This is a genomic window from Methanobrevibacter olleyae (assembly GCF_900114585.1).
In the GTDB taxonomy this organism is placed as follows: Archaea; Methanobacteriota; Methanobacteria; order Methanobacteriales; family Methanobacteriaceae; genus Methanobrevibacter; species Methanobrevibacter olleyae.
The window spans coordinates 13,196-38,747 of the sequence record NZ_FOTL01000021.1; the positions used below are offsets into that span (position 1 = coordinate 13,196).

A 25,552-nucleotide genomic window follows, 5' to 3' on the forward strand; every position below is an offset into this window, starting at 1 on the left:
TTAGGTCATTTAGTAATAATATAATTAATTTTAAATATATTATTAAACAATAATATAGTATATATGTAGTAATAATTGTATTCATTTTTTTATTACATATGAAATAGTGAATAATTTTTATTATTTTTAAATTAATTTGCTATTTTTATAAAAATTTGGAGGAATTTTTTGCGAAACAATGTTAAGAATTCATCGTTATTTTTAATATTGCTAATTGTATTAGTTTTATCTATATCTTCGACTTTTGCACAAGATTTAGATAATTCCACTGATGATTTAGCTGTTTATAATGATGGTGAATCTATTTCAATTGAAAATCAAGACTATGAATACGAAGATATATCTAGTGTAAATGATGATGTTTATACTGCAGAGAGTACCTCTGTAGTAAATGATGACGAATATGAAACGGATACTTTATCTGTAGCTAATGAGGGGCCAAATGCTATGGATACTGTATATAGCGTAAATTATGAAGAAAACTTAGGTTATGGTGAAACTGTCCCACCTATGCCTGAAGTAGATAGTGGTGTTGTTTCAGGAGGTATTGATTTCACTGCTGTTAATCCTTGGACTACATCAGGTAATTTAGTTTATACCATTCCAGATGGAATGACAAACCTTAAATCAGCAATTGTAATTGTTAATGTCTATTCTGGTAGTGGTGCTAATACTTATGCTCTTTATTCTAATGTATCTTTAGATACTAAAAATGGATTAGAGGAATTAGGATATGAAGCATTATACTTTGATACAACAACTACTAATGACCCTAATGTTTATCTCATCAATGATCATACTACAAAGCAATATTCCGATTGTCAAATGGTTTATAACATCACCAATAAAGTAAATAGTCTAAGTTCTGGAGATTTAATTAAAATTAATGTTGTTGACTCTCCATATCCAGATAAAAATTTCGATGGAAAAATTAAGTTAATTTCTTTATTATTTGCATTTGATGATGGAGATAATGATAAATATGCTTACTGGTTACATGCTGGTCAATTATGGACTCAAGATACTGCTAATTTTGATTTCAATACTCAAGATTATACCGGTGCAACAAACAATATGACTTTAAGAACTATTGCTTTATCAAGTTCAGTTGCTAATTCTTATAAAATAAACAATATTACAGCTCCTTATGACTCATCAAGTCAAGGTTCTTATTATTTAGATATCAAATGGAATAATCTTAGAACTTATTTCAATGAAGGAAATAAGACTAACTTCTGGTATCAAAATACTGCTGCTTCATATAAAACAAATGTTGCTTTATTAACTGCAAGCGAACTTGAATCTGAACAACCTTTAACTGAAGTTTATGTTGATTATGCTAATGGTAATGATGGTAACCTTGGTACTAGTCTTTCTACTGCTTTCAAAACTATTTCTCATGCCTTAAGTGTTGTAGAAGAAAATGGTATTATTAATATAAATGGCGTTAATTATTTAGATGATGTTGATGTTAATGGTTTAAACATTGATAAAAACATTTCAATTATTGGTTTAGGTGATGATGCTACTATTGATGCTAAAAATATTAGTAGAATATTCAATATCGGCGCTTACACTGTTAACTTATCTAATTTAGCATTTACTAATGCTAATGTTGCTAGTGCTAGTGATAAACGTGGAGGGGCACTATGGGTTAATGGTGCTACTTTAACTATCGATAATTGTAAATTTATTAATAACACTGCAGGTGCTAGTTCATCTTATGGTGGAGCTATTAATTTAAAATCAACCAGTACAACTATTAAAAACTCATACTTCGAAAACAATTCAGCATTTTATACAGGTGGTGGAATAAATGCTGAAAATAACAATGTCTTATTAAATATTTCTGATAGTATTTTCACTCTTAATGAAGTTTTAAATACTGGTTGGGCAACTGGTGCTGGAATTTGTGCATATAATACTGTAATAATTGATAGATCCTCATTTTACGGCAATAAGTTAGCAGAAGGTAAAAATGGTAGGTCTATTAATGAATATTCAACTGGTAATTTAACCATCACTAATTCTATTTTATTAGATGGAACTAACTCTGTTTATGTAACAACTGGCCCTACTACTTTAGAAAACAATTGGTGGGGAAATAACGACACTACCAAAGATTCAACTCCTAAAGACTTAGGATACACAAATGCAGATCTAAGTTCATACTTATACCTTAATATGACTGCTTTTGCTAGTGGCATGGGTGTAGGTGATACTGCATCTATTAATATTAATTTAGTTTCAACTGATGATGAAACAATTAATATAATGAACTTGCCAGCTACACTTACTGCTGTAAATGGTAATGTTAATCCAGAAGAAACTGAACTTGTAAACGGTCTAGGTTCTGCAGTATACACAATCACAACTGCTGGTGACAATTCTGTAACCGTCCATGTTTTAGGTATTGAAGATACTTATTCATTATCTTCTGAGGATATTATTTCTACTGAAGTTGTTTATGTAAATTCTACTGGCGGATCTGATACAAATCCAGGAAATAGTTGGGATAATGCTGTTAAAACAATTGAAAAGGCAATAAGCATTGTAGATGATAATGGCACTATTTATGTTGCAGATGGTCTTTATCAATTAAGCGATTCAACTCCTGCAACTGGTATTGCAATAACTAAAAATATTTCTATTATTGGCCAAAGTGTAAATGCAGTAATTTCTGGTGGAAATACAAAAAGAATATTCACCATAGGCGTAAATAAAACTTTAAATATCACTAGTTTAACTTTAACAAATGCTCATGCTTCAGGCTCAGCCTACGACTTTGGTGGAGCTATTTTAATTGAAGATAGCGGAAATACTAATCCTATCGTTGCTGGAAATTTAATAATAACTGATTCTGTAATTTCTAACTCCTATGCATCTTATGGTGGTGCTATTGGTACTAATAGAGGAACAATTGATAATATTAACAATGTAACATTTATTAACAATAGTGCTTTATCAGGCGGAGTCTTTTATATACAACAAAAAGGAACTTTAACCATTGGGGACAATTGTAAGTTTATAAATAACACTGCTAGTGGTCGTGGTTCTGTAACTTATGCTCAAGCAAAAGTAACTACTGGTAAAAATAATTTCTTCTATGGAAATATTGCAACTGGAAATTATGGTTACGGTACTGTATTTGGTTATGGATTCGAAATAGGTCCAGCTAATGTATTTGTTAATAACAAAGCAACACAAGGAGGAGCATTATATCTCGGCGGTAATTCATTTACTGGATTTGGTAGTTATTGTATATTTATAAATAGCACAGATGATAATGGTCGCCCAGTTGTAAAACAAAGTGCAGGCCGTGCATTAACTCTTGATAATTGTTATTGGGGAACTAACACCCCTGATTTCAGTGCTTTATGTAATGGAGCAATAAACTACACTAGTTATTTAATATTAAATATTAGTTCAGATGTAAATAGTGTTCGTGTTGGAGATAGTGCAGTAATTACTGTTGATTTAACTAAAAACCAAAATGGAACAACTGTTGATATTAACTCACTTCCAAGTGTTCTTCCTTTAATATTCACTGTTGAAAATGGTAATGTTAACCCTATAGAAACTGAACTTCTAAATGGCATTGGATTAACTGCATATTCCCCTGCCGTAATGGGTGAAGGTTCTGTAACTGCTAATATTTATGCAATAGCTGAAACTTTAAGCTTAGAAGTATTACCTGAGTTAGGAACTGTATTTGTTAATTACACTGGTGGTTTAGATACTAATGATGGTAGTAGTTGGGATAATGCTATAAAAACAATAAGTCATGCTTTAGAAATTGTTGGTGAAGGAAAAACAATCTACATTGCAGATGGACTTAACTATTTAGATGATTCTACAGCTGATGGTTTAGATATTGGTAAAAATCTTTCTATTGTTGGTATGGGAGATGATGTTGTAATCGATGCGAATAATAATGGTAGAATATTCAGCATTGGTGCTTATACTGTTAATTTATCTAATTTAATCTTTATTAATGGTAACTCTTCTACTGCTACTGATAAACGTGGTGGTGCTTTATATGTTAATGGTACTACATTAATTATTGATAATTGTAAATTCATTAATAACACTGCAGGTACTAAAGCTGCAGCCGGTAATGTTTCAACTTATGCTGGAGCTATTAATTTAAAATCTTCAACAACCACCATTATCAATTCAGAATTTGAGGGTAATACTGCATGGTCTACTGGTGCTGGCATTAATGCCGAAAATTCAAATGTTTTATTAAACATTTCAGATTCAACATTTATAAACAATATACTCTTAAACAATGGTTGGTCTGCAGGAGCTGCAATCTGTGCTTATAATACTGTCATAATTAATAAATCTGTATTCTATGGTAATAGATTAACTGATGAAACTAGAAATGGTAGAACTATTAATCAATATGGAAATGGTAGTTTAACAATCACTAACTCCATTTTATTAGATGGTGAAAAAGGTGTATGGATTGCAGCTGGCCCTACTACTTTAGAAAACAATTGGTGGGGAAATAACAATGCTAACAAAGATACCAATCCAGAAGACTTAGGATACACAAATGCAAATGTAAACTCATACTTAGTATTATCTTCTAAAATAGAACAAGAAAATATTTACAATGGTGATTTAGTAACAGTTACTACTACTTTAGAAAACAATGAAATTGAATTACCTATAACATTAAATGTAAATATAGGTGAAATTACACCTAATGAAGCTACCATAACTTCTAGTGAAGTATCTATTTATAATGCTACTACTTTAGGTGATGCAGTAATCACCATAGATGTTTTAGGCATTAAAAATGAAATTAATTTCTTTGTAAAAGAAACTCTTCCTAATGTTAACATTAGCCAAATTAAAACTCAATGGGCTGATGGCATCTATCCTGGAGTAAACAATACTTTCAATATTACATTAAACAATGGAGGAGATGAAAGTGTTGAAAATTTAGTACTTGAAGTTTATTCAAATGAAACCGGTGAATTAATTGCTAGTTACACTATTGATTCAATAGTAACTGGAACTTCATCAATTTTAGTAACTGATCCTACAATCCGTCCAATAACAGAAGAAAGCCTATGGCCAGCTCCTCAAAATAATAAAATTAAATTTACATTTAATTTAATTAGAGGTGAAGATTTAGTTACTAGTGTAAGTGTTGATAAAATGCTTGCATATAATGGTTACTTCAATAAAACCTATGCATATGGTGGCCATGATAATATTATTAATAGAAATTACACAATTTCTGGAGATATAATCATTGCTACTCAAGATGTAAGTACTTATGGTGATCAATATACAAGATTCAGAAATGAAACTTGGAACATTGAAACACCAGAAGATGCAGAAATTGTAAAAGTTTTATTATACTTTAACTATAACTGGGATACATCATTCTTCCCTAATGGTTGGAATTTAACATTTAATGATGTTGATATCCTTAATGATTATCTCACTCATGAAACTGATAGAGGTAACCTTGGTGGATGGGGAGCATATAATTATGGTCTCTTAGTCTTTGATGTAACAGACTATTACAAAACTAATGAAAATAATAGTTTTGTTATAAATAAAACAGGAAATTGTGCATTATATCCATCTACATTATATGTTTTATATAATCTAACTGATAGTGCTTATGTTAAAGATGTATACTTCTCAGATATCTGTGATGTATATTATCCTAACTACAATCAATTTGGATATGATGACTTACTCAAAACAGTTGTTAACTATAATGATATTAATTTAGATAATTTAGCTAATGCTATATGGTATGTATTTACTGGATCAAGTAGTATGAATAATAATTTAACATTTAACGATGGAGTAGTAGTTAATCCATTCAATGGTTACACAGCTAATGATTGTCGCCCATACATCTATGATGTAACTAGTTTGATTAAAAATAATAATGAAGCTTGGTTTATCACAGGTACTCAATCATCAACTACTGTTGCTTATGAACAAGTTTTAGTTGTTGGAAGAATAATTAAAACTGAAACTTCTATCACTGTAGCTAATGACACTGTCAATTTAACTTATGGTGATGAATTTGAAATCGGAGCTACATTAACTCCTACAGAAGCTGGTGAATTAACATATACAAGCAGTAACGAATCTGTTGCCATTGTTGAAAATGGTAAAATTATTGCTAAAGCATTCGGAAATGCAATTATAACAGTTTCATTCGAAGGAAACGAATATTACGAGCCTTCAAGTGCTACTATAGACGTAACCGTTAACAAAAAGGCTGTGAATATTGTTCCTGATCTAGTTCTCAATGATAAGTACTACCCGGGAGTGGTTACTATTATTATTAGATCTGATGTCGATGGTCTTTATAATGTAACTGTTGGTAAAGATACCGCTGAAGTTAACGTTACTGATGGTTTAGGATATGAATCATTCATAGGAATTGATGCAGGTATACAAAATGCAACTGTAAAATTCTTAGGTAATGAAATCTATAATGAAATTACTGTTAATAGAGAATTTGAAATTTTAAAGCAAGTAGTACCTAACTTTAATGTTGAATTTGGTGATGCAACTTATCCAGATAATGTTACTGTCTTAATCAATGGTCCTTCTGGAACTTATACTGTTAAAATTGACGATGAACACTCTGTTGAAATCGTAGTTGATGAAGATAATGTTGGAATTGGCAGTATCAGTGGTTTAGCTGCTGGTACTTACTCTAATGTAAATGTATCTTATGGTGGTAATGATAATGTAGAAGAGGGTTTTAAACTCTACACTATCACAGTTAAAAAACCGGATTCCAAAGAAAACATATCTGATATTATAGAAATTAACACAACTGTTCTTGAAAACTCAACTGATACTGTATTTAGTATTATTTTACCTAAAAATGCTACTGGTTACTTATTAGTGGATGTTAATGGTAAACATTATTATGCTCCAGTTGAAAACGGTACTGCTTCTCTTGCTATCCCAGGATTAGCTCCTGGAAACTACAGTGCAACAGTTACTTACACTGGTGATGATAACTATGCTTCCGTTACAAAGACAACAACTATTAGTGTTCCTTCAAATGTTCCAGATAATGCTTTTGATATTCCTAAAACCAGTGAAAGCAGTTCCGCAACTTATTCAGTTAAATTACCTCCAGATGCTACTGGTTATCTTGAAGTAGATGTTGATGGAACTAAATATGTTGCTGCTTTAAATAATGGATTTGCTAGTGTTACTGTAGCTGGTTTATCTGAAGGAAAACATAATGTAACCGTTACTTACACTGGTGATGGTAAATACTCTAGTGTTAGAAAATCTACAACTTTAAATGTTCATATTCCTGTATATAAAATTACAAAAAATAAGAACGTTGCAGCAATTTATTCAGCTAAAACATCTTACAAAGTTCTTATAACTAAAGATGGAAAAGCTGTTGGTGCTGGTGAAAAAGTAACTATCAAATATAATGGTAAAACATACACCGTTAAAACTGATAGTAAAGGTTATGCAAGCTTAAAACTTAACACTAAAATAAAAGTCAAAAAATATACTATTACCGCAACATACAAAGGTGTAAAAGTATCTAACAAAGTTACAATCAAACACGTAATTAAAGCATCCAACAAAAAAGTCAAAAAGTCCAAAAAAGTTACTAAAGTAAAAGTTTCCTTGAAAAAAGTTAACGGCAAATATCTTAAAGCTAAAAAACTTAAAATCAAATTCAGTGGAAAAAATTACAAAGTAAAAACCAACAAAAAAGGAGTAGCTACTTGGAAAGTTAAAAAATCCATGCTTAAAAAACTTAAAGTTGGTAAAAAATACAAATACAAAGTAACTTACGGAAAAGACAGTTTAACTAAAAAATTAACCATTAAATAATAAACAATTTTTTGGAAGTATTAATTTACTTCCATTTTTTATTTTTAAAATTGGCTAAATAAAAATAAAATAAAAGATTTTGTTTTTTGTTATAATTATATAATTAAATGAAAAATAAAAAAATACTTAATTTTTTGTATAATTACATAATTAAATGAAAAATAAAAAAATTATATTTGAGGAAAATGAGGAGATTTAATGAAAAATAAAAATATTTTATTAGCATTATTTTTGCTTTTATTAGCTTGTTTAAGTATACAAACAATTTCTGCTGAAAATATCGCTGATAACCTTAATGAAATTGAAGCACTTGATTCATATTCAGATGACTTAAGTGTAAATACTCATTCAAATGATTTGAATATAGATTCCTATAAAAAATCAGAACTATTATCCAATTCAAATCAAGAAACAATACCTGATGAAGAAAGAAATATATTGATCAACACAAACCAAGAAACAATCCTAAAGCAAAACACAAACCAAGAAACAATATCTGCACAAGGTAGTGATCCTTTACCTAATGTTGAGAATGGAACTGTTTCTGGAGGGATTGATTTTGTAAATATTCACCCATGGGCCCCTTCTGATGCTATTAATGGTAATAAAGGAAATATCACATATAACATTCCAAGTAATGCAAACATAAAATCTGCATATATCTATGTAAATATCTACTCTGGAAGTGGTGGAACCGCTTATGGTGCTTATGCAAATACTACCATTACAACTGCAAATGGTGAACAACTTCTCGGAAATGAATATTTATGGACATCTACTTCATCACAAGATGGAGTTAATTATATTGTTAATGACCATATTACAAGATGTTATTCAGACTATATGATATTTTATAATGTTACAGAGATGCTTCAAGGTTTAAATGGTAGTTCTGTATCAGTAGATGTAATTTCTTACCCAATACCAGATAAGAGTTTTGATGGTAGAATTAAATTAATATCTCTATTTGTTGCATGGGACGATGGAGATGAGGATGAAATTTATTATTGGCTAAATGCAGGTCAAGCATGGAGTGATGATACTGAAAATGGTTTATCCCATAGCTTTGAGAATTTACCTGAGCTTAATTATCTTGAAAAATTATCTACTTTAATAAATGTAGGAGCTTCAAGCACTGATGCAATGTATTATCTCGATGGAAGTATTCTGTTTTCCGAAAGTGAAGATGATGAATATTTAAGTGGAGCATATTATCAATATCATAAATGGGATATTAGCCATTACATTATACCTGATAGTTTAGAATTAACTTATAAACCAGTTGGTGGAGCTTATGGCCCATCTTTTAAAGAGTTAATTTCCATTTTGACAATTCAAGACATTCCAACTTATGAGGAGGATGTAGCTGAAATTTCTATAACTCCAGAATTTACTGAAATTCCTTGTGCTTATGCAGGTACTAATAATACTTTAACTATTAAAATCACCACTAAAGCAGGAAATTACACTGTTAGATTATTAGCTGATGGTCATGTTGTAAAACAAACTGAAATGAATTTGAATAATGGAACTAATCTTCTATTATTAACAGATTCTACTATTAGACCAGTTGATGAGTTTACTGTTAATGGTGAAGAGAATGAAAAAGTTAATTATACTGTTGAAGTTCTATCAAGAGGCAATTTAATCAATTCATCATCAATTATTCTTCCTATTTTGTACAATGGTTATTTAGGTAAAGATCTAGCTTATCCAAGTGGAGGGATTGAATCTTTCTTAAATATCACCATTAATGGAGATATTGTAATTGATATTCAAAATTATTCCCAGTATATAAGCCATAATATTCTTAATCGTAGCGAAGTTTGGAATGTTGATTTAGATGCTAATTCAAACATTGTAAAATCTTTTATTTATATTCCATATTATGAGTTTAATTCTAAAACTTATGATGAAGACATTTATATGTTTAATGTTACATTTAATAATGTAAATATTAGTCCAATTGAATTATATAAAGACCATAGCAATTTAGGTATAGATTATTATTCTGGTTATGGAGTATTGCTTTATGATGTAACTAATCTAATTAGGAATGGGGAAAATGTTTTAGAATTGAATAAGAAATTTGACACCCCTGCTGTTTACCCAAGTGCATTAATTTACATGTATAACACTACTCTAAGCAATTATATTAAAGAAATTTTTATTTATAATGGTGCTGATTTACTTGAAAATATAAATAATCTCGCTAATAGAACTGTCCATAGTGATAGCGAAATTAATGTTAATTCACAGCTAGTATCAAATGCAAGTCTTTATGTTTTTGCAGGAGGTCCGCAAAATAACGAAGGAGATTTAATATTTAATGATGAAGTATACGAGAATATTTGGAATGGAACAATGGCATCTAATGAAGCATATTCTTTAGATATTACTAATAGTCTAAGAGATAATAATTCTATTTCTTTTCTAGCAACAGGTTCTAGAATTATAGCATTACAACAGATCATGGTTCTTACTAAAAATTTGGACATGTTAGATATTATATTAGAAAGCGAATATCCAGACACTTGTTATGCAGGTACAAATAATTCCATATTTGCAAATATTGCAGCTAATAGTGAAAAAAGGCTAACAGCAAGATTATTAGCTGATGGTGAAATTCTTAATGAAAGTGAAATTGATTTAATTTATGGTTTTAATGAATTTATATTTGTTGATTCCACCATTAGGACAGCTGATGAGTTTAGTGTTAATGGTGCTCAAAATAATATTGTGAATTATACTCTCCAATTATTATCTGATGATGGAATAATAGCTAATAAGTCAATTTATCTTAACATTTTATATAATGGTTATCTATCTAAAGATTTAGCCTATCCTAAAGGAGCTATTGAATCTTTCTTAAATATCACCATCAATGGAGATATTGTAATTGATGTTAAAAATGCTTCATCATATATGAGTGATTTTGATATTGAACGAACTGATATTTGGAAAATTGATTTAGATAATAAATCTAGAATTGTTAAAGCTTTTGTTTATGTTCCATATGAATGGTGTAATATTAATCTCATAACAGAAAATGAAGACATATTTAATGTTAAATTTAATAATAATGAAATAAGCCCTATTGCATGGTATAGAGATCAAAGTAATTTAGGGCAATATGGCAAATATGGTTATGGTTTATTTGTTTATGATGTTACTAATTTAGTTCTTAATGGCAATAATTCATTTATATTAAATAAAATAGAACCTACTCCGAGAGTTTATCCATCTACATTAGTTTACATCTACAACACTACAGGTAGCTCTGTAATTAAAAATATTTATATTTCTAATGGTGCTGATTTACTCTCAAAAGATCCTAATAGATTAGTTCAAATGAAATCAACAATCGATGTAGATTCTATAGCTGATGTGGCTAAACTATATATTTTTGCAGCTAATGCTCAAGATGGGGAAGGGGATATTATTTTCAATGATGAAATCTATGAAAATGTATGGAATGGTTCTACTACCACCACTAGTTTATACACTTTAAATATTTCTAATACAATAAAAAATAATAATAATTTATCCTTTGTAGTAAGAAACGGTTCAATTTTAGCATTACAACAAATGATCATCACTACTCAAAAAGCTCAAAGCCAAATAATTGCATCTGATTTAACAACAGTTTATAATAGTAATGATACTTTAGTTATAGGTTTAAATGAGCCTAATGGAATTCCTATTTCAAATGCAAATTTAACTGTAGTTTTCAATGGCAATACAAATATTTTAACCACAAATAATGAAGGACAAATTAGTTTAGATATTCCACCTACACTAAGTCCAAATACTTATGATGTAGATATATCCTATGAAGGAGATGATAGTCACAATGAATCAACTGCTAAGGTTAAAGTAACTATTGAAAAAATAGCAACTAAAATTATAGCATCTGATTTAAGAACAGTTTATAAAGATAGTGGTACTTTAGTTATAGGTTTAAATGAGTCTAATGGAATTCCTATTTCAAATTCAAATTTAACTGTAGTTTTCAATGGCAATACAAATATTTTAACCACAGATGACAATGGAGAAATTAGTTTAGATATTCCACCTACACTAAGTCCAAATAGTTATGATGTAGATATATCCTATGAAGGAGATGATATTCATAAAGAATCCTCCCTTAAAGTTAAAGTAATTGTTGAAAAGAGCCCAACTACTATTACTGCCCCTAGTGTAACAACAGTTTATAATACCAATAAAAAATTGCTTGTCACTTTAAAAGATAGCGGCGAAAATGCTATTGCCAATGCCAAAGTGACCGTTGTTTTAAATGGCGCTTCAAAAGTCTTAACAACTAATGCTAATGGCCAAGCTAGTTTAGCTATTCCACCTACACTAAGTCCAAATAGTTATGATGTAGATATTTCATACAGTGGAAATGATATTCATAAAGAATCCTCCCTTAAAGTTAAAGTAATTGTTGAAAAGAGCCCAACTGTCATTACTGCCCCTAGTGTAACAACAGTTTATAATACCAATAAAAAATTGCTTGTCACTTTAAAAGATAGCGACGGAAATGCTATTGCCAATGCCAAAGTGACCGTTGTTTTAAATGGCGCTTCAAAAGTCTTAACAACTAATGCTAATGGCCAAGCTAGTTTAGCTATTCCAAGTAATCTAGTTCCTAAAACTTATACTGCTACCATTAGCTATCCTGGTGATGGTAATTACATTAAATCATCATTTAGTACTAAAGTATTGGTTAAAAAAGCTTCTGTTAAATTAGCTGCAGCTAAAAAAACCTTTAAAGCCAAAGTTAAAACTAAAAAATATACTGTTACTTTAAAAAATAATAAAAATAAAGTAATGAAAAAAGTTAAGCTCACATTAAAACTTAAAGGTAAAACCTATAAAGCAAGTACTAATACTAAGGGTAAAGCTACCTTTAAAATTAAAAATTTAAGTAAAAAAGGAAGATATACTGCTAAAGTTATTTACAAAGGCAATAAATACTTTAACAAATTAACTAAAAAAGTTAAAATTAAAATTAAATAATAGAGATCAATCTCTTTATTTTTATTTATTTACTCTTCAAAATTTATTTATTTACTCTTCAAAAATTTTCTATTTTTATATTCCTAAAAAAATAATTTTCAATAAAATATAATAAAAAAATAGTTTAAAAAATATTTTTTCCAAAATTTAATAAAAAATTATAAGTAAAAAAATTCTATTGTTTTAATTGTAAAGGAATATAATAAAATTGAATAAAAAATAGCAAAATATAAAATAACTATAGCTATCTTTAAAATAATGAAAATTATTATTTAAAATAAGAAATTAAAATTTCTGTATCTATATCAAGCCTTAGATTTGTATCATTTTGATAAACTTTTGCTATAACTGGAACATCACAAAGCCCTTCAACCATTTTGATATTATCATTTTCCATAAGTTCATCTTTATAATTATTCATTATTATAGCACATAGATGAATATTTCTATTTTTCAAATATTCAACTGTAGTAACAATTGAGTTAATAGTACCAAGTCCTGCATCTGCAATAAGTATAACATCAAGATTAAGATATTTTACTATGTCTTCTAACATAATATTGTTTTCATTGCCTTTTCCTTCATAACGTATAGGGCAAACTATTCCTCCACTACCTTCCATTACAATATAATCATATCTCTCAGATACATTATCATAAGCTTCTTTAACTCTTTTCAGATTTACTGGATTTCCTTCAATCTGACTTGCAAGGTGTGGTGAAACTGCAGTTTCATAGATATATGGAACTAAAAAGTCCGTATCTTCATCTAAATTAGCTATAGTTAATACTTCTACAGCATCACCAGGAATAAGATTATCGTTTTCATCTCTTATAGCTCCACTTAAAGCAGCTTTAAAGTATGTAGCATTAAAATCATGGTCTCTGAGATATTTAAGTAATAAGCCAGTTACATATGTTTTTCCAATATCCGTACCAGTTCCTAAAATGAATAGTCCTTTAGACATAATATCACCTATCTTTCAGCCGAATAACTAATCTTGAAGCCTAATTTCCCTAAAAGTTTCAGGTCTTCTTCTAGTCCCACTCCATCAGTTGTTAACATATCCCCTAGAATTGCCGCATTAGCTCCAGACTGGAATGCTTTTCTACCATTATCCCCCAATAGTGCTCTTCCACCAGCCATACGAATATAAGCATCTGGATTGATAAATCTAAAAATTCCAATTAATCTACAAGCTTCATCATTAGATAAAATCTCATTATTCTCTACAGGAGTTCCTTTAATCGGATTTAAAATATTAATAGGTATGGATTTAACTCCAAGGTCTCTTAGCTCTAATGCTAAATCAATCCTGTCTTCAAAGCTTTCACCCATTCCAAATATTCCGCCACTACAAATCATAAGATTTTCATTATCTATCAAGTTGATAGTGTCTAATTTTTCATCATAAGAATGAGTTGTGCAAATCTCTTTAAAATAATCTCTTGAGCTTTCTAAATTATTATGGATTCTATCTACACCAACATCATTTAATCTAGCTATTTGATCTTTAGTTAAAAGACCTAATGAAACGCATATCTTAATATCATCATTTGATTCAGTTAATTCTTTAATCAAATCAGACAGTTGATTAAATTCTTTTTCATTTACTTTTCTACCTGAAGCTACATAGGATATTCTTTTAAAGCCTGCACTATAAATAGTTAAAGTTTTTTCTTTTAATTCCTCCTCAGATAAAAGAGGATAAATTTCTATATCTGTATTATAATAATTAGATTGAGCACAGAATTTACAATTTTCACTACATCTTCCACTTTTTACATTGATTATGCTACATGCATCGAATATATTTCCACAAAATGATTGTCTTATTTCATTTGCTGCATTTGTTAAATCATCTAATGGCACATCAACAAGATTTAATGCATCTTCTTTAGTAACTTTGTAATTATTTAATACTTTATTTTTTAGCTCAGCAAGATCAAACATAATAATACCTAAAAATAATAATACCCAAAAATAATAATACCTATTTAAATAAAACCACCATAAAAGTGAAAAAATAATTAATTAAAATAAATTTTAAAAATAGAAAAATAATTAAAAATTAATTCTAGATTCAAATGAAAAAACTTTAGTCCAGCTTTTACAATGGGAAGACTCCTAAAAGGTAGGTTAAAGCTTTCTTGCAAAAACCAGATAGCCACTATGACCGACCATTCTTGTTTTTGGCCTAGTTCCTTGTGGTTTTATTTCCATTTCACGTTCTAATGTTTCAAGAATTGTAAGATCTCTAAAACCTAACTTTTTTGCAATTCTATATGCTGTTTCTGCTTGATCAATATAGGGTGCATAAACTGCTAAGCAACCCCCAAGTCTTAAAGCTTTTTTAACATCTTCAAATATTTCAAATGGTTTTGGAAGGTCTAGGAAGACTAAATCAATCTCTTCTTCATCAATTCCATCTTTTATATTTTGATTCTTAACTTCAATATTTTTAATACCAAAATCATCAATGTTTTTCTGTGCTACTTCAGCAAAATCTTCTCTTATCTCATAGGTGAAAACTTTACCTTTATCCCCAACAACATTTCCAAAATTTAAAGCAATTGCTCCTGCACCTGTACCTGCATCTATTACCCGATCACCTGAACCTAATCCAGTATGTGCAAGAACAGTTCCAATATCCTTTTGAATAAGAATAGAACAGCGCCTATCCATTAAATCAATAAAATCATTCACTGTTGGTTTAATAACCTTAAATTCTTTATTTAAATGAGTGATTATTGTATCACCAATAGTAGCTCTTTCCATTTGTTCTTTCTTAATAATACCTAAATCAGATTGAAACTCTCTATCTTCTTTAATAAGGTATTTTTTTCCTCGCTCATCCATTAAAATCTTCAAATAACCACCATCTAAATGAAATTTATGAAAAATAACCAGTATAAATTATTAAAATTTTATATTTTAATTTATTATTTAAATTAAATGATATTTTAAAACTAATATCTATTTATATTATTTATAATATATAATAATTTTTTAAAATAATTAAAAATAAAATAAATAAAAATAAAATAACTAAAAAATGAGAAAAACTGATAAAAAAAATAAAAATAAAATAACTAAAAATAAAATAACTAAAAATAAAATAAATAAAAAATGAGAAAAACTGATAAAAAAATAAAAATATAATAACTAAAAAAAGATAAATTAATAAAAATAGGTAGCAATAATTATTTATTTAAGCTTCTTTTGATTTTTATCTTTTTTGAAATAGAGATATTTTCCTTCTATAACTTCTCTAATATTCTTAGCTGTTTTTTTACCAATTCCATTCACTTCTTGTAATTGTTTTTCATCTGCCTCTAAAACTGCTTTTACAGAACCAAAGTGTTCTAATAAGTTCTTTGCATTAACAGGACCAATATTAGGTAATGATTCAATGATAAATAACTGTTGTTCCCAAAGATTTTGAGGTTTTTTCTCTGTTCTAATTTGAATGCTACGTTTTTCTCCTTTTTGTTCCCTAACTGCAATTCTCTTAATCATTGCAGCAGTATCTTCAGCAGTTCTTGTAGGAATAATACTTATACCATAATCAAGTACAATTGATGTCATAGCTCCTCTAATTGCATTAGGATTGATAAATCCAGAATAAAAATCATCCCCTTCAAGAATTATAATTGGTTTTTTAAACTCTTCCATCATCATTCTTGCTTGTTTAAATAATCTTTTATCTACAATAGAGTCTACAAAATCTTTAGCAGTTTTTCTTTCTATAGCAACTTCTTCACTTACTTGATAATCTGCAACAGACATAGTATTAATCTTCACTTTAACCCCAATAGTGTCTAATGCACGTATAACTTTAGAATTCCCTTCTCTTGAATCAACATAAACAACTAATTCTTGATTTTGAGGATTTTTAGCAAGTTCTTCATAGATAGCATCTTCTAAAGCTTGTTCTTCTTTATCTTCTAAAGCTTGTTCTTCTTTACCCTTTTTTTCTTTAAATTCTGCTAGTCTTTCTTCATTCTCATTTTCCAAATCAATTTCTTCAAGATCTTCATCTTTAGTTTCTTCATCTAATTCCTCTTCTATATCAGAATTAACTGGTTCCTCTACAATTGATTTTTCTTTTTTGCCTAAAACTCTAACAGAACGTTCAGCCTCAATCTTTTCAACAGCATTAAGTTTTAACTCTTCAATTGCTTCTTGGGTTGCAAGTTGTGTTTTCATCCTAGACTCTCTACGAACACTAGTCCAATAATAACCTTCATCAATTGTATTTTTAGTTATTAATACTTTCATTCTACCAGAGGATTTACGTCCAGTTCTACCTCTCCTTTGAATCATACGAATTTCAGAGGGAACTGGTTCATATAAAATAACTAAATCAACTGCAGGTATATCTATACCTTCCTCTGCAACACTTGTAGATATTAAAACATCATAATTTCCTGTTTTAAATGATTTAATAATATTCTTTTGCTCTTTTTGAGTTAATCCTTTCTTTCCATCACTTGTTCCTTGACCATAAAATCTTACACTTTTAATACCTTCTTTTTCACATCTCTCATGAATCATGTCTAGAGTGTCTCTAAATTGTGTAAACACTATAATTTTAGGACTGTCTTTATTTTTTCCTTCATCTCTTAGAGATTTTAATCTTGTTTGACCATCTAAGCCCAATTCTAATTTAAGAAGTTCTATAAGTTTTTTCATTTTAGGGTGTTCTAAACCATATTCCTCTGCTTCTTTTGCATAATAAACTGCTTTTGAAAAATTAGGATCAGCTAAGATATTTTTGGCAGCCCTTGTAGTTTTCTTTCTTAAGCGTACTACATAATCATTAAATGGAGCAACACCCTGAGTTTCTAATAAATTTAAAGCATGCTGAAGATTAATTACAGCAGATAATATTGACATTGCTTGGAAACATTCTTTAGGTGGATTTACAGATTGCCCTATTCTTCTTTGAACCTTAGACCTTGCTTTTAATATATCCCTTTTATTTACAGCTACTGTATTAATAACCCCTAAAGTTTTCAGGCCTTTTAGACGGACTTTTAAAGCTTTATTTGCTAAATCTCTAATTTTTTCAAGTTGTGGCCCCATTTCTACCTTAACCCAATCAATATTAATTGGATTGAAATAAGGTTTTACATCCGGGTCTTCTTCAGTTTTAATCGTAATATCTTGGATGAATAAATTTTCACAAACTTCTTTAATCTTATTTTTATCATGTCCTGGAGATGCAGTAAGTCCTAAAATAAGATGATTTTGACATTCTTTAATATACCTTGATGCAAGATAAACATAAGAATATGATCCTACAGCATGGTGGCATTCATCAAAAACAACTAAAGATACATCATCTAAACTGTACCTTTCATTTAATAAATCAGATTCTACAGTTTGTGGAGTTGCACAAATAACCTGTGACTCATTCCAACGTTTTTCTCTTTCAGAGGTCTTTACAGCTCCTGTAATAGAAGTACAGTGAACATTTAAAAAGTCTTTAAAATTTTCTTCATGCTGTATGGTTAATGGCTTACTTGGAGCTAAAACAAGAATTTTCGATCTGTTAAATTTTTGAAGCCTATCTGCAGCTACGAGCATTGCTATGATTGTCTTACCTAATGCTGTTGGAGCTACAATCATAGTATTCCCATTTTTTAATACATCCGCTGCTAAAACTTGCTGATAAATTCTAGCCTCTGCTGAATTAGGCCTAATTAAAGGATGTTCAATATAAGTAACCATAAAATAATATATGTTAATAAATCTTATTTAAATATTTAAGTCAGAGAGTATTTGAAAAGTATTGTTTAATTTTAATATTAAGTTAAGATTATAATTTATAAAAAATTTTAAAAAATTAAAAAAAAAGCTATGATTAATTATAAATCAAGTATACATAAATCTCTCTACAATAATTATAACTAAAGTTCCATACAATATCTACAATAATTATAACTAAAGTTTCCTACAATAATATTAACTAAAGCTCTCTACAGTAATTAATGATTGCTGATCTAAACTTAAATCCAGCCTCACCAAGTATTATAATAATATTAGAATCAGTTTTTAAAGCAGCTTTCACACCTTCAATCACTTGTTCTGTATTTGCACCTAAAGTAAAATTAGAAGCTTGTTTAAGACTTATATCTGTAAAAACAAACGTGTTTTTTAAAGTTTCATAGTCAAAATCAGCACTAGCTTCTTTGGCAGATTTTAACAATTCATCTGCAACTAATCTAGAATCATGAGAAGCTGGAACAATATATTTAACATTATCTAATGCTTTTTCTAAAATTCCAATATCTCCTTCATGACCAGACTCAGAAGTAATTGTAATAACAACAGTTGTATCCCCATAAATTTTTCTTATTTCTTTTAAAATAGTCTCTACACCTGCAGGATTATGAGCATAATCAACCATAATAGGTTTACCATCTACTTCAGCTACAATATCCATTCTTCCTACAGCACCTTTAAAACTTAAAAGTCCTTTTTGTATTTCTTCATCAGAGAGTTTCAAGAATCGGCGTGCTGCAATAATAGATCCAACTGCATTATAAACATTGTGCAAGCCATCAAGAGATATAGTAAATTCACTTTCCCCTTCAGGTGATTCAAGGGTAAAAGTTCTGTCTTTAATTGAAATGTTTTTAGCTAAATACATTGGTTTTTCATACTTAATACCACATTCACACTCAAAGCTTCCACAACCTGAAATAAGCTCATTTATTTCAATATCTCTACCACACCAACAGGGTTTAGTGCCTACTCTAGAAAGCTCATCTTCAATACCAAAGCTTATTGCATTTCCTTTAAAATCTATCTCTTTAAAAAGACCTACAATGGTTGGATCATCGCTGTTATAAATTAAAGTGCCATTATTTTCTCCAATGCCCTTTAAAAGTTCTCCTTTAACTTTAGCATACTCTAAAAAGCTTCTTGTAATAAAGTCTTCCTCATCATTTTCATGAGGATTTTGTAGGTGGTCAACAGTAATATTTGTTAAAATACCGAAATTAGCATGAGTTAAATCTATAATAGATTTTAAACCACCAGAAGTACCATCAGTACCAGTTTCTAAAATAGCCAAATCACCATTTAATCTAGTTTGAAGTGAGGGGATAAATTCATTATTACCTTGCATGCCTTTTAAATTATGTTCACAAGGTTTAATACCTGCAGAGTAAGCAATATGCTTTAAAAGAGTAGTGGTGGTGGTTTTGCCATTAGTTCCACTAATACAAATTACAGGTTTTTCTGGCTTAAACAGTTTAAAAATATCTCCAAGTTCAATGATTTTTATTCCTTTTTTTAAAGCTAAATCTAAAACTTTAGCATTTTCAGACATACTTGGAGGAGGAACAATAAAATCTATTTTTTTAAAGAATTCTTCAGGATGTCCCCCAAAGAATATTTCAATGTCATAGTCTTCAAATGAGGAATAGAACCTACAATCTTCTTTTGAAGAGATATCGGTTCCAACAACAGTAAATCCTCTATCCATAAGAATTCTTGCAACTAAGTTTCCTACAACTCCACAAACACCAATTACACCAAAGGTTTTATTATCTAAATCTAATGAATCTAATTCTTCATCAGACATAGAAGAGAGCTCTAAACTATTCAATTTAACACCTTCATCTTTAAAAAATAAAATTGATTAAAAAATTAACTATTATGAAAATAAAAATATGAAAAAATAGTTAATATTAAATATACTAAAACTAGTAAAAAGATTTTGCTTAAGGTTTTTTGCCGAAGGCAAAAGACTCAGTAGAAGGGAAAAAGCTTGTCTATTCGTACTTTTTACAGCCTTCTTCTAAACCTGTAACTATTTTTTCCATGATTCCTTCTGGATCTTGCATGAGTTGTGGCCCTAAGTGAAGAATGGTATCTCCAGGTTTAGAATGTTTAATTGCAAGTTCTGCACCTTCTTCCATAGTTCCTGCAATTACTTTAACTGCCTTTGAATCTACTGCAGCATCAAGTAATTCTTGAGCAGGTTCAATATCCACTCTTTGATAAACTTCATTAAAACCAGTTGCTACCATAACATCAGCATATTGACCCATCAACTTACCAGTTTCTTTTTTATCCCTATATGTAGAAGTATCAAAGTTATCCAGTAATAATACAAGACTTCTATCACCTAAGAAATCCAGTGCCGCTGTAATACCTTCAATTAAGTATGAAGCGTCAATATAAACTTCTCTTCCATTATAATCTCCAATATATTCCATATGTACAGAAAGTCCTTTAAAGTTAGCAAGCCCTTCTTTAATAATCTCTACATTTAAGCCATATGCCATTGTAATAGCTGTTGCAGCAACGGCATTTTCATAATAATAACTCATCATATGGAACTCAGATTGGAAACTACCTTTTTTAAGTTCATCTGATCTATTTCTAAATTTATAAGCAATATCAATAGCCCCTTTAGCACTATCACCAATAAAATTACATACTTGACCTTCACCGATAGCAATTTCTTCAAAGTTTGCTACTTTATCAAAGTATTCAGATTTTTTAGATGGTTCATATCTTGGTAAATCTTTAACCATTGCATAAAAGATTGCATCAGGTCTTGCTTCTTTTACAGTATCTTTACAATGAATGCTTGTAATAAAGTTTTCGCTATTTTTAGCAATGAACATTTTTCTTTGGGTGTATCTTTCCATTGAACCTCCAAACTCAGACAAGTGTTCTTCATAAATATTTAAAAGAGCACCAACTTTAAGCTTAAGCTCAGCCATTAAACCTGCAGTACCATGAGGAAGTTCTAAAACAGCTATATCTGATTTTTTTGGAATTCCTTTAATAATTCCGTCAACAATAACTTCACTAACAAGGTTTTGAGTCATAGAAGAACAAATCCAAACTTGATAGCCAGCTGTTCTAAAGATTTCAGTAACCATATGAGTGGTACTAGTTTTACCTACACTACCAGTGATTCCAATAATATCAATATCAATAAAACTATCTGCTAATCTTCCAAAATCATCATTTGTGAACACATTTAAATTAGCTTCCTTAATTATTTTATAGGCTGGAGCATTTTCAGGTACAGTTGGAGATAAGTAAACTGTATCAATTCCATCAAGACTTGGTTCAAATACTCCTAAATCTAATTCCACTCCTTCACTTTCCATAAGTCTTAAAGTTTTTTGAACATCCATGTGGAAGTCTTCAATATTCTTTGGATCAGTTATCTTTACCATGTGCCCAGCATAGTTCAATAATCTTGCAACAGGACGACCTGCATTTCCTGCTCCTACAACAATAACATTCATTAATTAACACTCCTAAAAGGTTTATGTAATTTTATTAGAATTTTTAAATAATTTATTTATTTAAATTTATAAAGCATTAAATGGCTCATAAATATAATTTTTTATAAATTTTAAATTTATAAACACAAAATGATTCATAAATTTATATGTTATTATTTATTATTTTTATATAACTTAAACTTTATTAAAAATTAAGGAATTTAAACTAAAATTAGTTAAAAAATAGTAAAAATGTATTAAGATTTAATAGTTTTAAAAAATAAGTTAAAGAATTAAGATAGGAACTTAGGAAATGTTTTTAAGTTAAAATTAAACTAATAATCCTACATATTCTCATATTCATATAAGGTTTTTATTATATCAATTCCCCCAAATACACCAATTCCCACTAAATTCATATAGTAATTTATTTAAAGAAATATATAAAGCTTGTTTAGAAAATAAATTAATATTTAGGTTTAAATCAAAAATTATAAGTATATTGTTAATATTTTGATATATAGCTAACCATATATTATAAAAATAGAAAAATAAATAAAATAAATAAGAAAAATTGTAAAAATAGAAAAATAAATAAAATAAATAAGAAAAATTGTAAAAATAGAAAAATAAATAAAATAAATAAAATAAATAATAAAAATTTATAAAAAGGAGAATAAAAATAAAAACTATTCAAAGTCTAATAAGTTTTCTATATCATTATAAATAACTTTTAAACCACACATTGAAGGTACATAATTAGCTGCTTTTGCAGAATTAACCCCAATAACTTCATAACCCATTTCTTCTATTGGAGCAACTACCATACAAGTATCACAACAAATCTTACCTCCTGCATCTTCGATTTGTTCAATGTATCCTAAACGTTTAGCAGCTTCTTTAATATTAATAGAAGTACAGACCCAAAGTTCATTTTTAATCTTTTTACCTTTAACAATCTCTGCCAATTCTTTAATCTCCTCTAAAGAAGCATGTGGGCAACCTAAACAAACAAGGTCTCCATATCCCTCAGCTGTAGAGAGCTTTTCTCGAGTATTTATAATATCTTCTTTAGTAATTCTAATCTTCTCTCCAACATTGGAAATATCTGCATTTTTATACTCTGGAGTGATGTCTTCTACATGATATAATGCTACTGCACCAGAAGATGCAAGTGCTGCACCAAGAGCTTTTAAATTATCATTAGAAATATTCCATGCTTTATTTTGCATTTTAAAGTAAGGAACTCCATCTTTAACAACTTGGCCAACTGTATAACCTAAAGCACCGAAATCAGCTCTTTCAAGTTCACATTCTACATCAACTAAAAGATTAGAATTTCTATTTTCATCTAAATGAAAACCATATAAAGGAGTTTTACCAACAATAGCTGCAGCTAATGCTCCGGGACCTCCTTCACGATTAGTTCTAGCCCCAATTACAGAATTTACATAAGCAACTGCAGAAGATTCAGACCAAGAAACATGATCACCAAATCTTGGAACATTTCCAATTAAATAAGGAGTACAAGTACAAGTGGTACTTATTCCAAGCAGACCATAAGCATTACAAATATCTACTTGTTTTTTTGCAAAATCTGCTGGGAAACCAAAGTCTTCCCAATTATCGAGGTCAGTTCCAGCAGGGTTGAGTGTTGCAGATATAGTTGCAATTCCACTTTTATCACTGATTGTACCATTTTCATTATAAATAATTTCAGCAGTACGAGCTAAATCTTCAAGATATTCAAGACCTGCTTGACCTATAGTTTTATAAGATACACCAGATACTTGTGCAGATTTAATATCAACAAATCTTTCTGCACCATAAATATCTCCTAAAGCAATTAAAATATCCATACTTTTCCTAATGGTTTCACCATATTCCCCATTAGCCATCTTTTCTTCTTCTTTAGTTAAAAACATAAAAATCCCCATATGAATTAAATAAAATGATTATAAGTTCTAAATTTTAGAAAAATAAATAATTCTAAAATAAAAATAGGAAAAATTTTAATCAAAGTTTTTTAAAAGTTTGTTTAAATCACTTCAAAACCAATTAATTTAACTTTATTAGAAATTAATTTAGGATTTTCGTCAATACCTTCAGATAATTTTGTAGTAATATATTTTTTATTATCATCTGGAAAGACAGTAGCTATCTTTAAATCATCATTATCCATTATAATACTAGCTAGGAAGTTTGCTCCACTAGAAATGCCAATACCTAAACCAAATTCATTAGCAATTATTTTAGACATATTTATAGCATCTAAATCATCAATTAAAACAATATCATCTATTAAATTTTCATCAACAATTCCTGGAATAAAGTCATCTCCAATACCTTCAATCATATGACTACCTTCCATCATTCCCATTTTAAGAATAGATAATGTACTTGGTTCCAATGCAAATACTTTGGAATTAGGATTATTATCTTTCAATCTTTTACCAATCCCCATAAGAGTTCCACCAGTCCCAATACCTGAAACAAAAGCATTTACATCGGGAATAGCATCAACAATTTCTTGACCTGTTGTTTTATATTGAGCTTCCACATTTAATTCATTATCAAATTGAAGTGGCTTATATGCACCAATTTCCTCTGCAAATTCATCTACACGCTCAAGAGCTCTTTTAAATCCACCTTCTTCTTTAGATACAAGGTGAATATGAGCGCCATACATTTGAATAAGTTTCCTTCTCTCAAGAGATACCCAATCTGGCATGAATATATGAACATCATGACCATAAAGAGCACCAATAGCACTAAAAGCAATGCCAGTATTTCCACTTGTAACTTCTATAATAGCTTGACCTTCTTTTAAATTACCATTTTCCCTCTCTTTTTCTATAATGTATAATGCTATTCTGTCTTTTATGCTTCCAGAATAGTTGTAAAATTCAAGTTTAGTGTATATACTTCCTATACGCCCTTCATATTCATAATTAATCTTTATCATTGGCGTATTGCCAACTAATTTTTCTAAATTCATAAGATTCCATCCAATTCAATAATAAAATAATAATCAATAAATATAATCGAATATTGTAATTTATGTATTTTAATTATAAAATACTTTTTTAAAAATAGGCAATAAATAAATTTTTTTGAGACTGTAAAATTTTATAGGCTTTTTTTATTTTTTTATTTTTTTCTTCGTTAAATAAAAATAGGTTATTTTTTTCTTTAATTTTGAAATAAAGGATTTAAAAATAGTAAATTACTTAAATAAGTGAGGACAAATAATATTTTATGACTAAACAAAACAAATTTGTCCTCAATACTAATATAAACTTCATACAACTTAAACTTTTTGATTTTAAAAATGAAAAAATAAATCCCAATGAAATTATTGAGAAAAGGCTCAATAAAAGACCAAAAATTAAAAATAATAATCA

Annotated in this window: 10 protein-coding genes and 1 pseudogene; 3 read left to right on the forward strand and 8 right to left on the reverse strand. The window is 29.0% G+C overall.

All coding sequences use genetic code 11. From position 1 onward, the window contains the following. Window positions 1–168: 168 nt before the first annotated feature. Together BM020_RS06450 and BM020_RS06455 are read left to right on the forward strand one after the other, a co-directional pair. The gene (locus tag BM020_RS06450; RefSeq protein WP_074798621.1) at window positions 169–7,863 is read left to right on the forward strand and encodes a DUF3344 domain-containing protein; all 7,695 of its coding nucleotides are present in this window, start codon (window positions 169–171) and stop codon (window positions 7,861–7,863) included. A gap of 198 nt (window positions 7,864–8,061) precedes the next feature. Further along, window positions 8,062–12,885, forward strand: coding sequence for a DUF3344 domain-containing protein (locus BM020_RS06455; RefSeq protein WP_074798623.1), 4,824 nt, complete (start codon window positions 8,062–8,064; stop codon window positions 12,883–12,885). Between the two features lie 268 nt (window positions 12,886–13,153). On the opposite strand, the gene bioD is transcribed toward BM020_RS06455, so the two are convergent. The 8 genes from bioD to BM020_RS06495 form a co-directional block, all read right to left on the reverse strand. Continuing rightward, a complete protein-coding gene (bioD, locus tag BM020_RS06460) occupies window positions 13,154–13,852 on the reverse strand; it encodes a dethiobiotin synthase (protein WP_074798625.1) in 699 nt (232 codons plus the stop codon). Window positions 13,853–13,860: 8 nt separating this feature from the next. After that, window positions 13,861–14,838 carry a biotin synthase BioB gene (bioB, locus tag BM020_RS06465; RefSeq protein WP_074798627.1) on the reverse strand — a complete coding sequence of 326 codons (978 nt, stop codon included), beginning with the start codon at window positions 14,836–14,838 and terminating at the stop codon, window positions 13,861–13,863. Between the two features lie 186 nt (window positions 14,839–15,024). Beyond that, on the reverse strand, window positions 15,025–15,756 hold the full coding sequence (locus tag BM020_RS06470) for a tRNA (adenine-N1)-methyltransferase (RefSeq protein WP_067148771.1): 732 nt from the start codon (window positions 15,754–15,756) through the stop codon (window positions 15,025–15,027). 336 nt (window positions 15,757–16,092) lie between these two features. Beyond that, a complete protein-coding gene (locus BM020_RS06475; RefSeq protein WP_074798628.1) occupies window positions 16,093–18,621 on the reverse strand; it encodes a DEAD/DEAH box helicase in 2,529 nt (842 codons plus the stop codon). Window positions 18,622–18,859: 238 nt separating this feature from the next. Continuing rightward, window positions 18,860–20,506 carry a pseudomurein biosynthesis peptide ligase pMurC gene (locus BM020_RS06480; protein WP_083405380.1) on the reverse strand — a complete coding sequence of 549 codons (1,647 nt, stop codon included), beginning with the start codon at window positions 20,504–20,506 and terminating at the stop codon, window positions 18,860–18,862. A gap of 166 nt (window positions 20,507–20,672) precedes the next feature. Next, window positions 20,673–22,169, reverse strand: coding sequence for a pseudomurein biosynthesis peptide ligase pMurD1 (locus BM020_RS06485; RefSeq protein ID WP_067148764.1), 1,497 nt, complete (start codon window positions 22,167–22,169; stop codon window positions 20,673–20,675). A 668-nt stretch (window positions 22,170–22,837) separates the two neighbouring features. Further along, entirely contained in the window at window positions 22,838–24,073 is a 1,236-nt protein-coding gene (locus BM020_RS06490; RefSeq protein ID WP_143743967.1) for an aconitase X, read from the reverse strand. 113 nt (window positions 24,074–24,186) lie between these two features. Beyond that, window positions 24,187–25,146, reverse strand: a complete 960-nt coding sequence (locus BM020_RS06495) for a PLP-dependent cysteine synthase family protein (RefSeq protein WP_067148591.1) — start codon at window positions 25,144–25,146, stop codon at window positions 24,187–24,189. 260 nt (window positions 25,147–25,406) lie between these two features. Here BM020_RS06495 and BM020_RS10030 point away from each other — a divergent pair. Then, a pseudogene (locus tag BM020_RS10030) lies at window positions 25,407–25,552 on the forward strand (ISNCY-like element ISM1 family transposase); the annotation flags it as partial.

Coding starts and splice junctions, on each gene's coding strand:
- BM020_RS06475 (WP_074798628.1), bottom strand. CDS start 18,621: ATGGTTACTTATATTGAACATCCTTTAATTAGGCCTAATTCAGCAGAG.
- bioD (WP_074798625.1), bottom strand. CDS start 13,852: ATGTCTAAAGGACTATTCATTTTAGGAACTGGTACGGATATTGGAAAA.
- BM020_RS06495 (WP_067148591.1), bottom strand. CDS start 25,146: ATGAATTTAGAAAAATTAGTTGGCAATACGCCAATGATAAAGATTAAT.
- BM020_RS06485 (WP_067148764.1), bottom strand. CDS start 22,169: ATGAATGTTATTGTTGTAGGAGCAGGAAATGCAGGTCGTCCTGTTGCA.
- BM020_RS06490 (WP_143743967.1), bottom strand. CDS start 24,073: ATGTTTTTAACTAAAGAAGAAGAAAAGATGGCTAATGGGGAATATGGT.
- bioB (WP_074798627.1), bottom strand. CDS start 14,838: ATGTTTGATCTTGCTGAGCTAAAAAATAAAGTATTAAATAATTACAAA.
- BM020_RS06455 (WP_074798623.1), top strand. CDS start 8,062: ATGAAAAATAAAAATATTTTATTAGCATTATTTTTGCTTTTATTAGCT.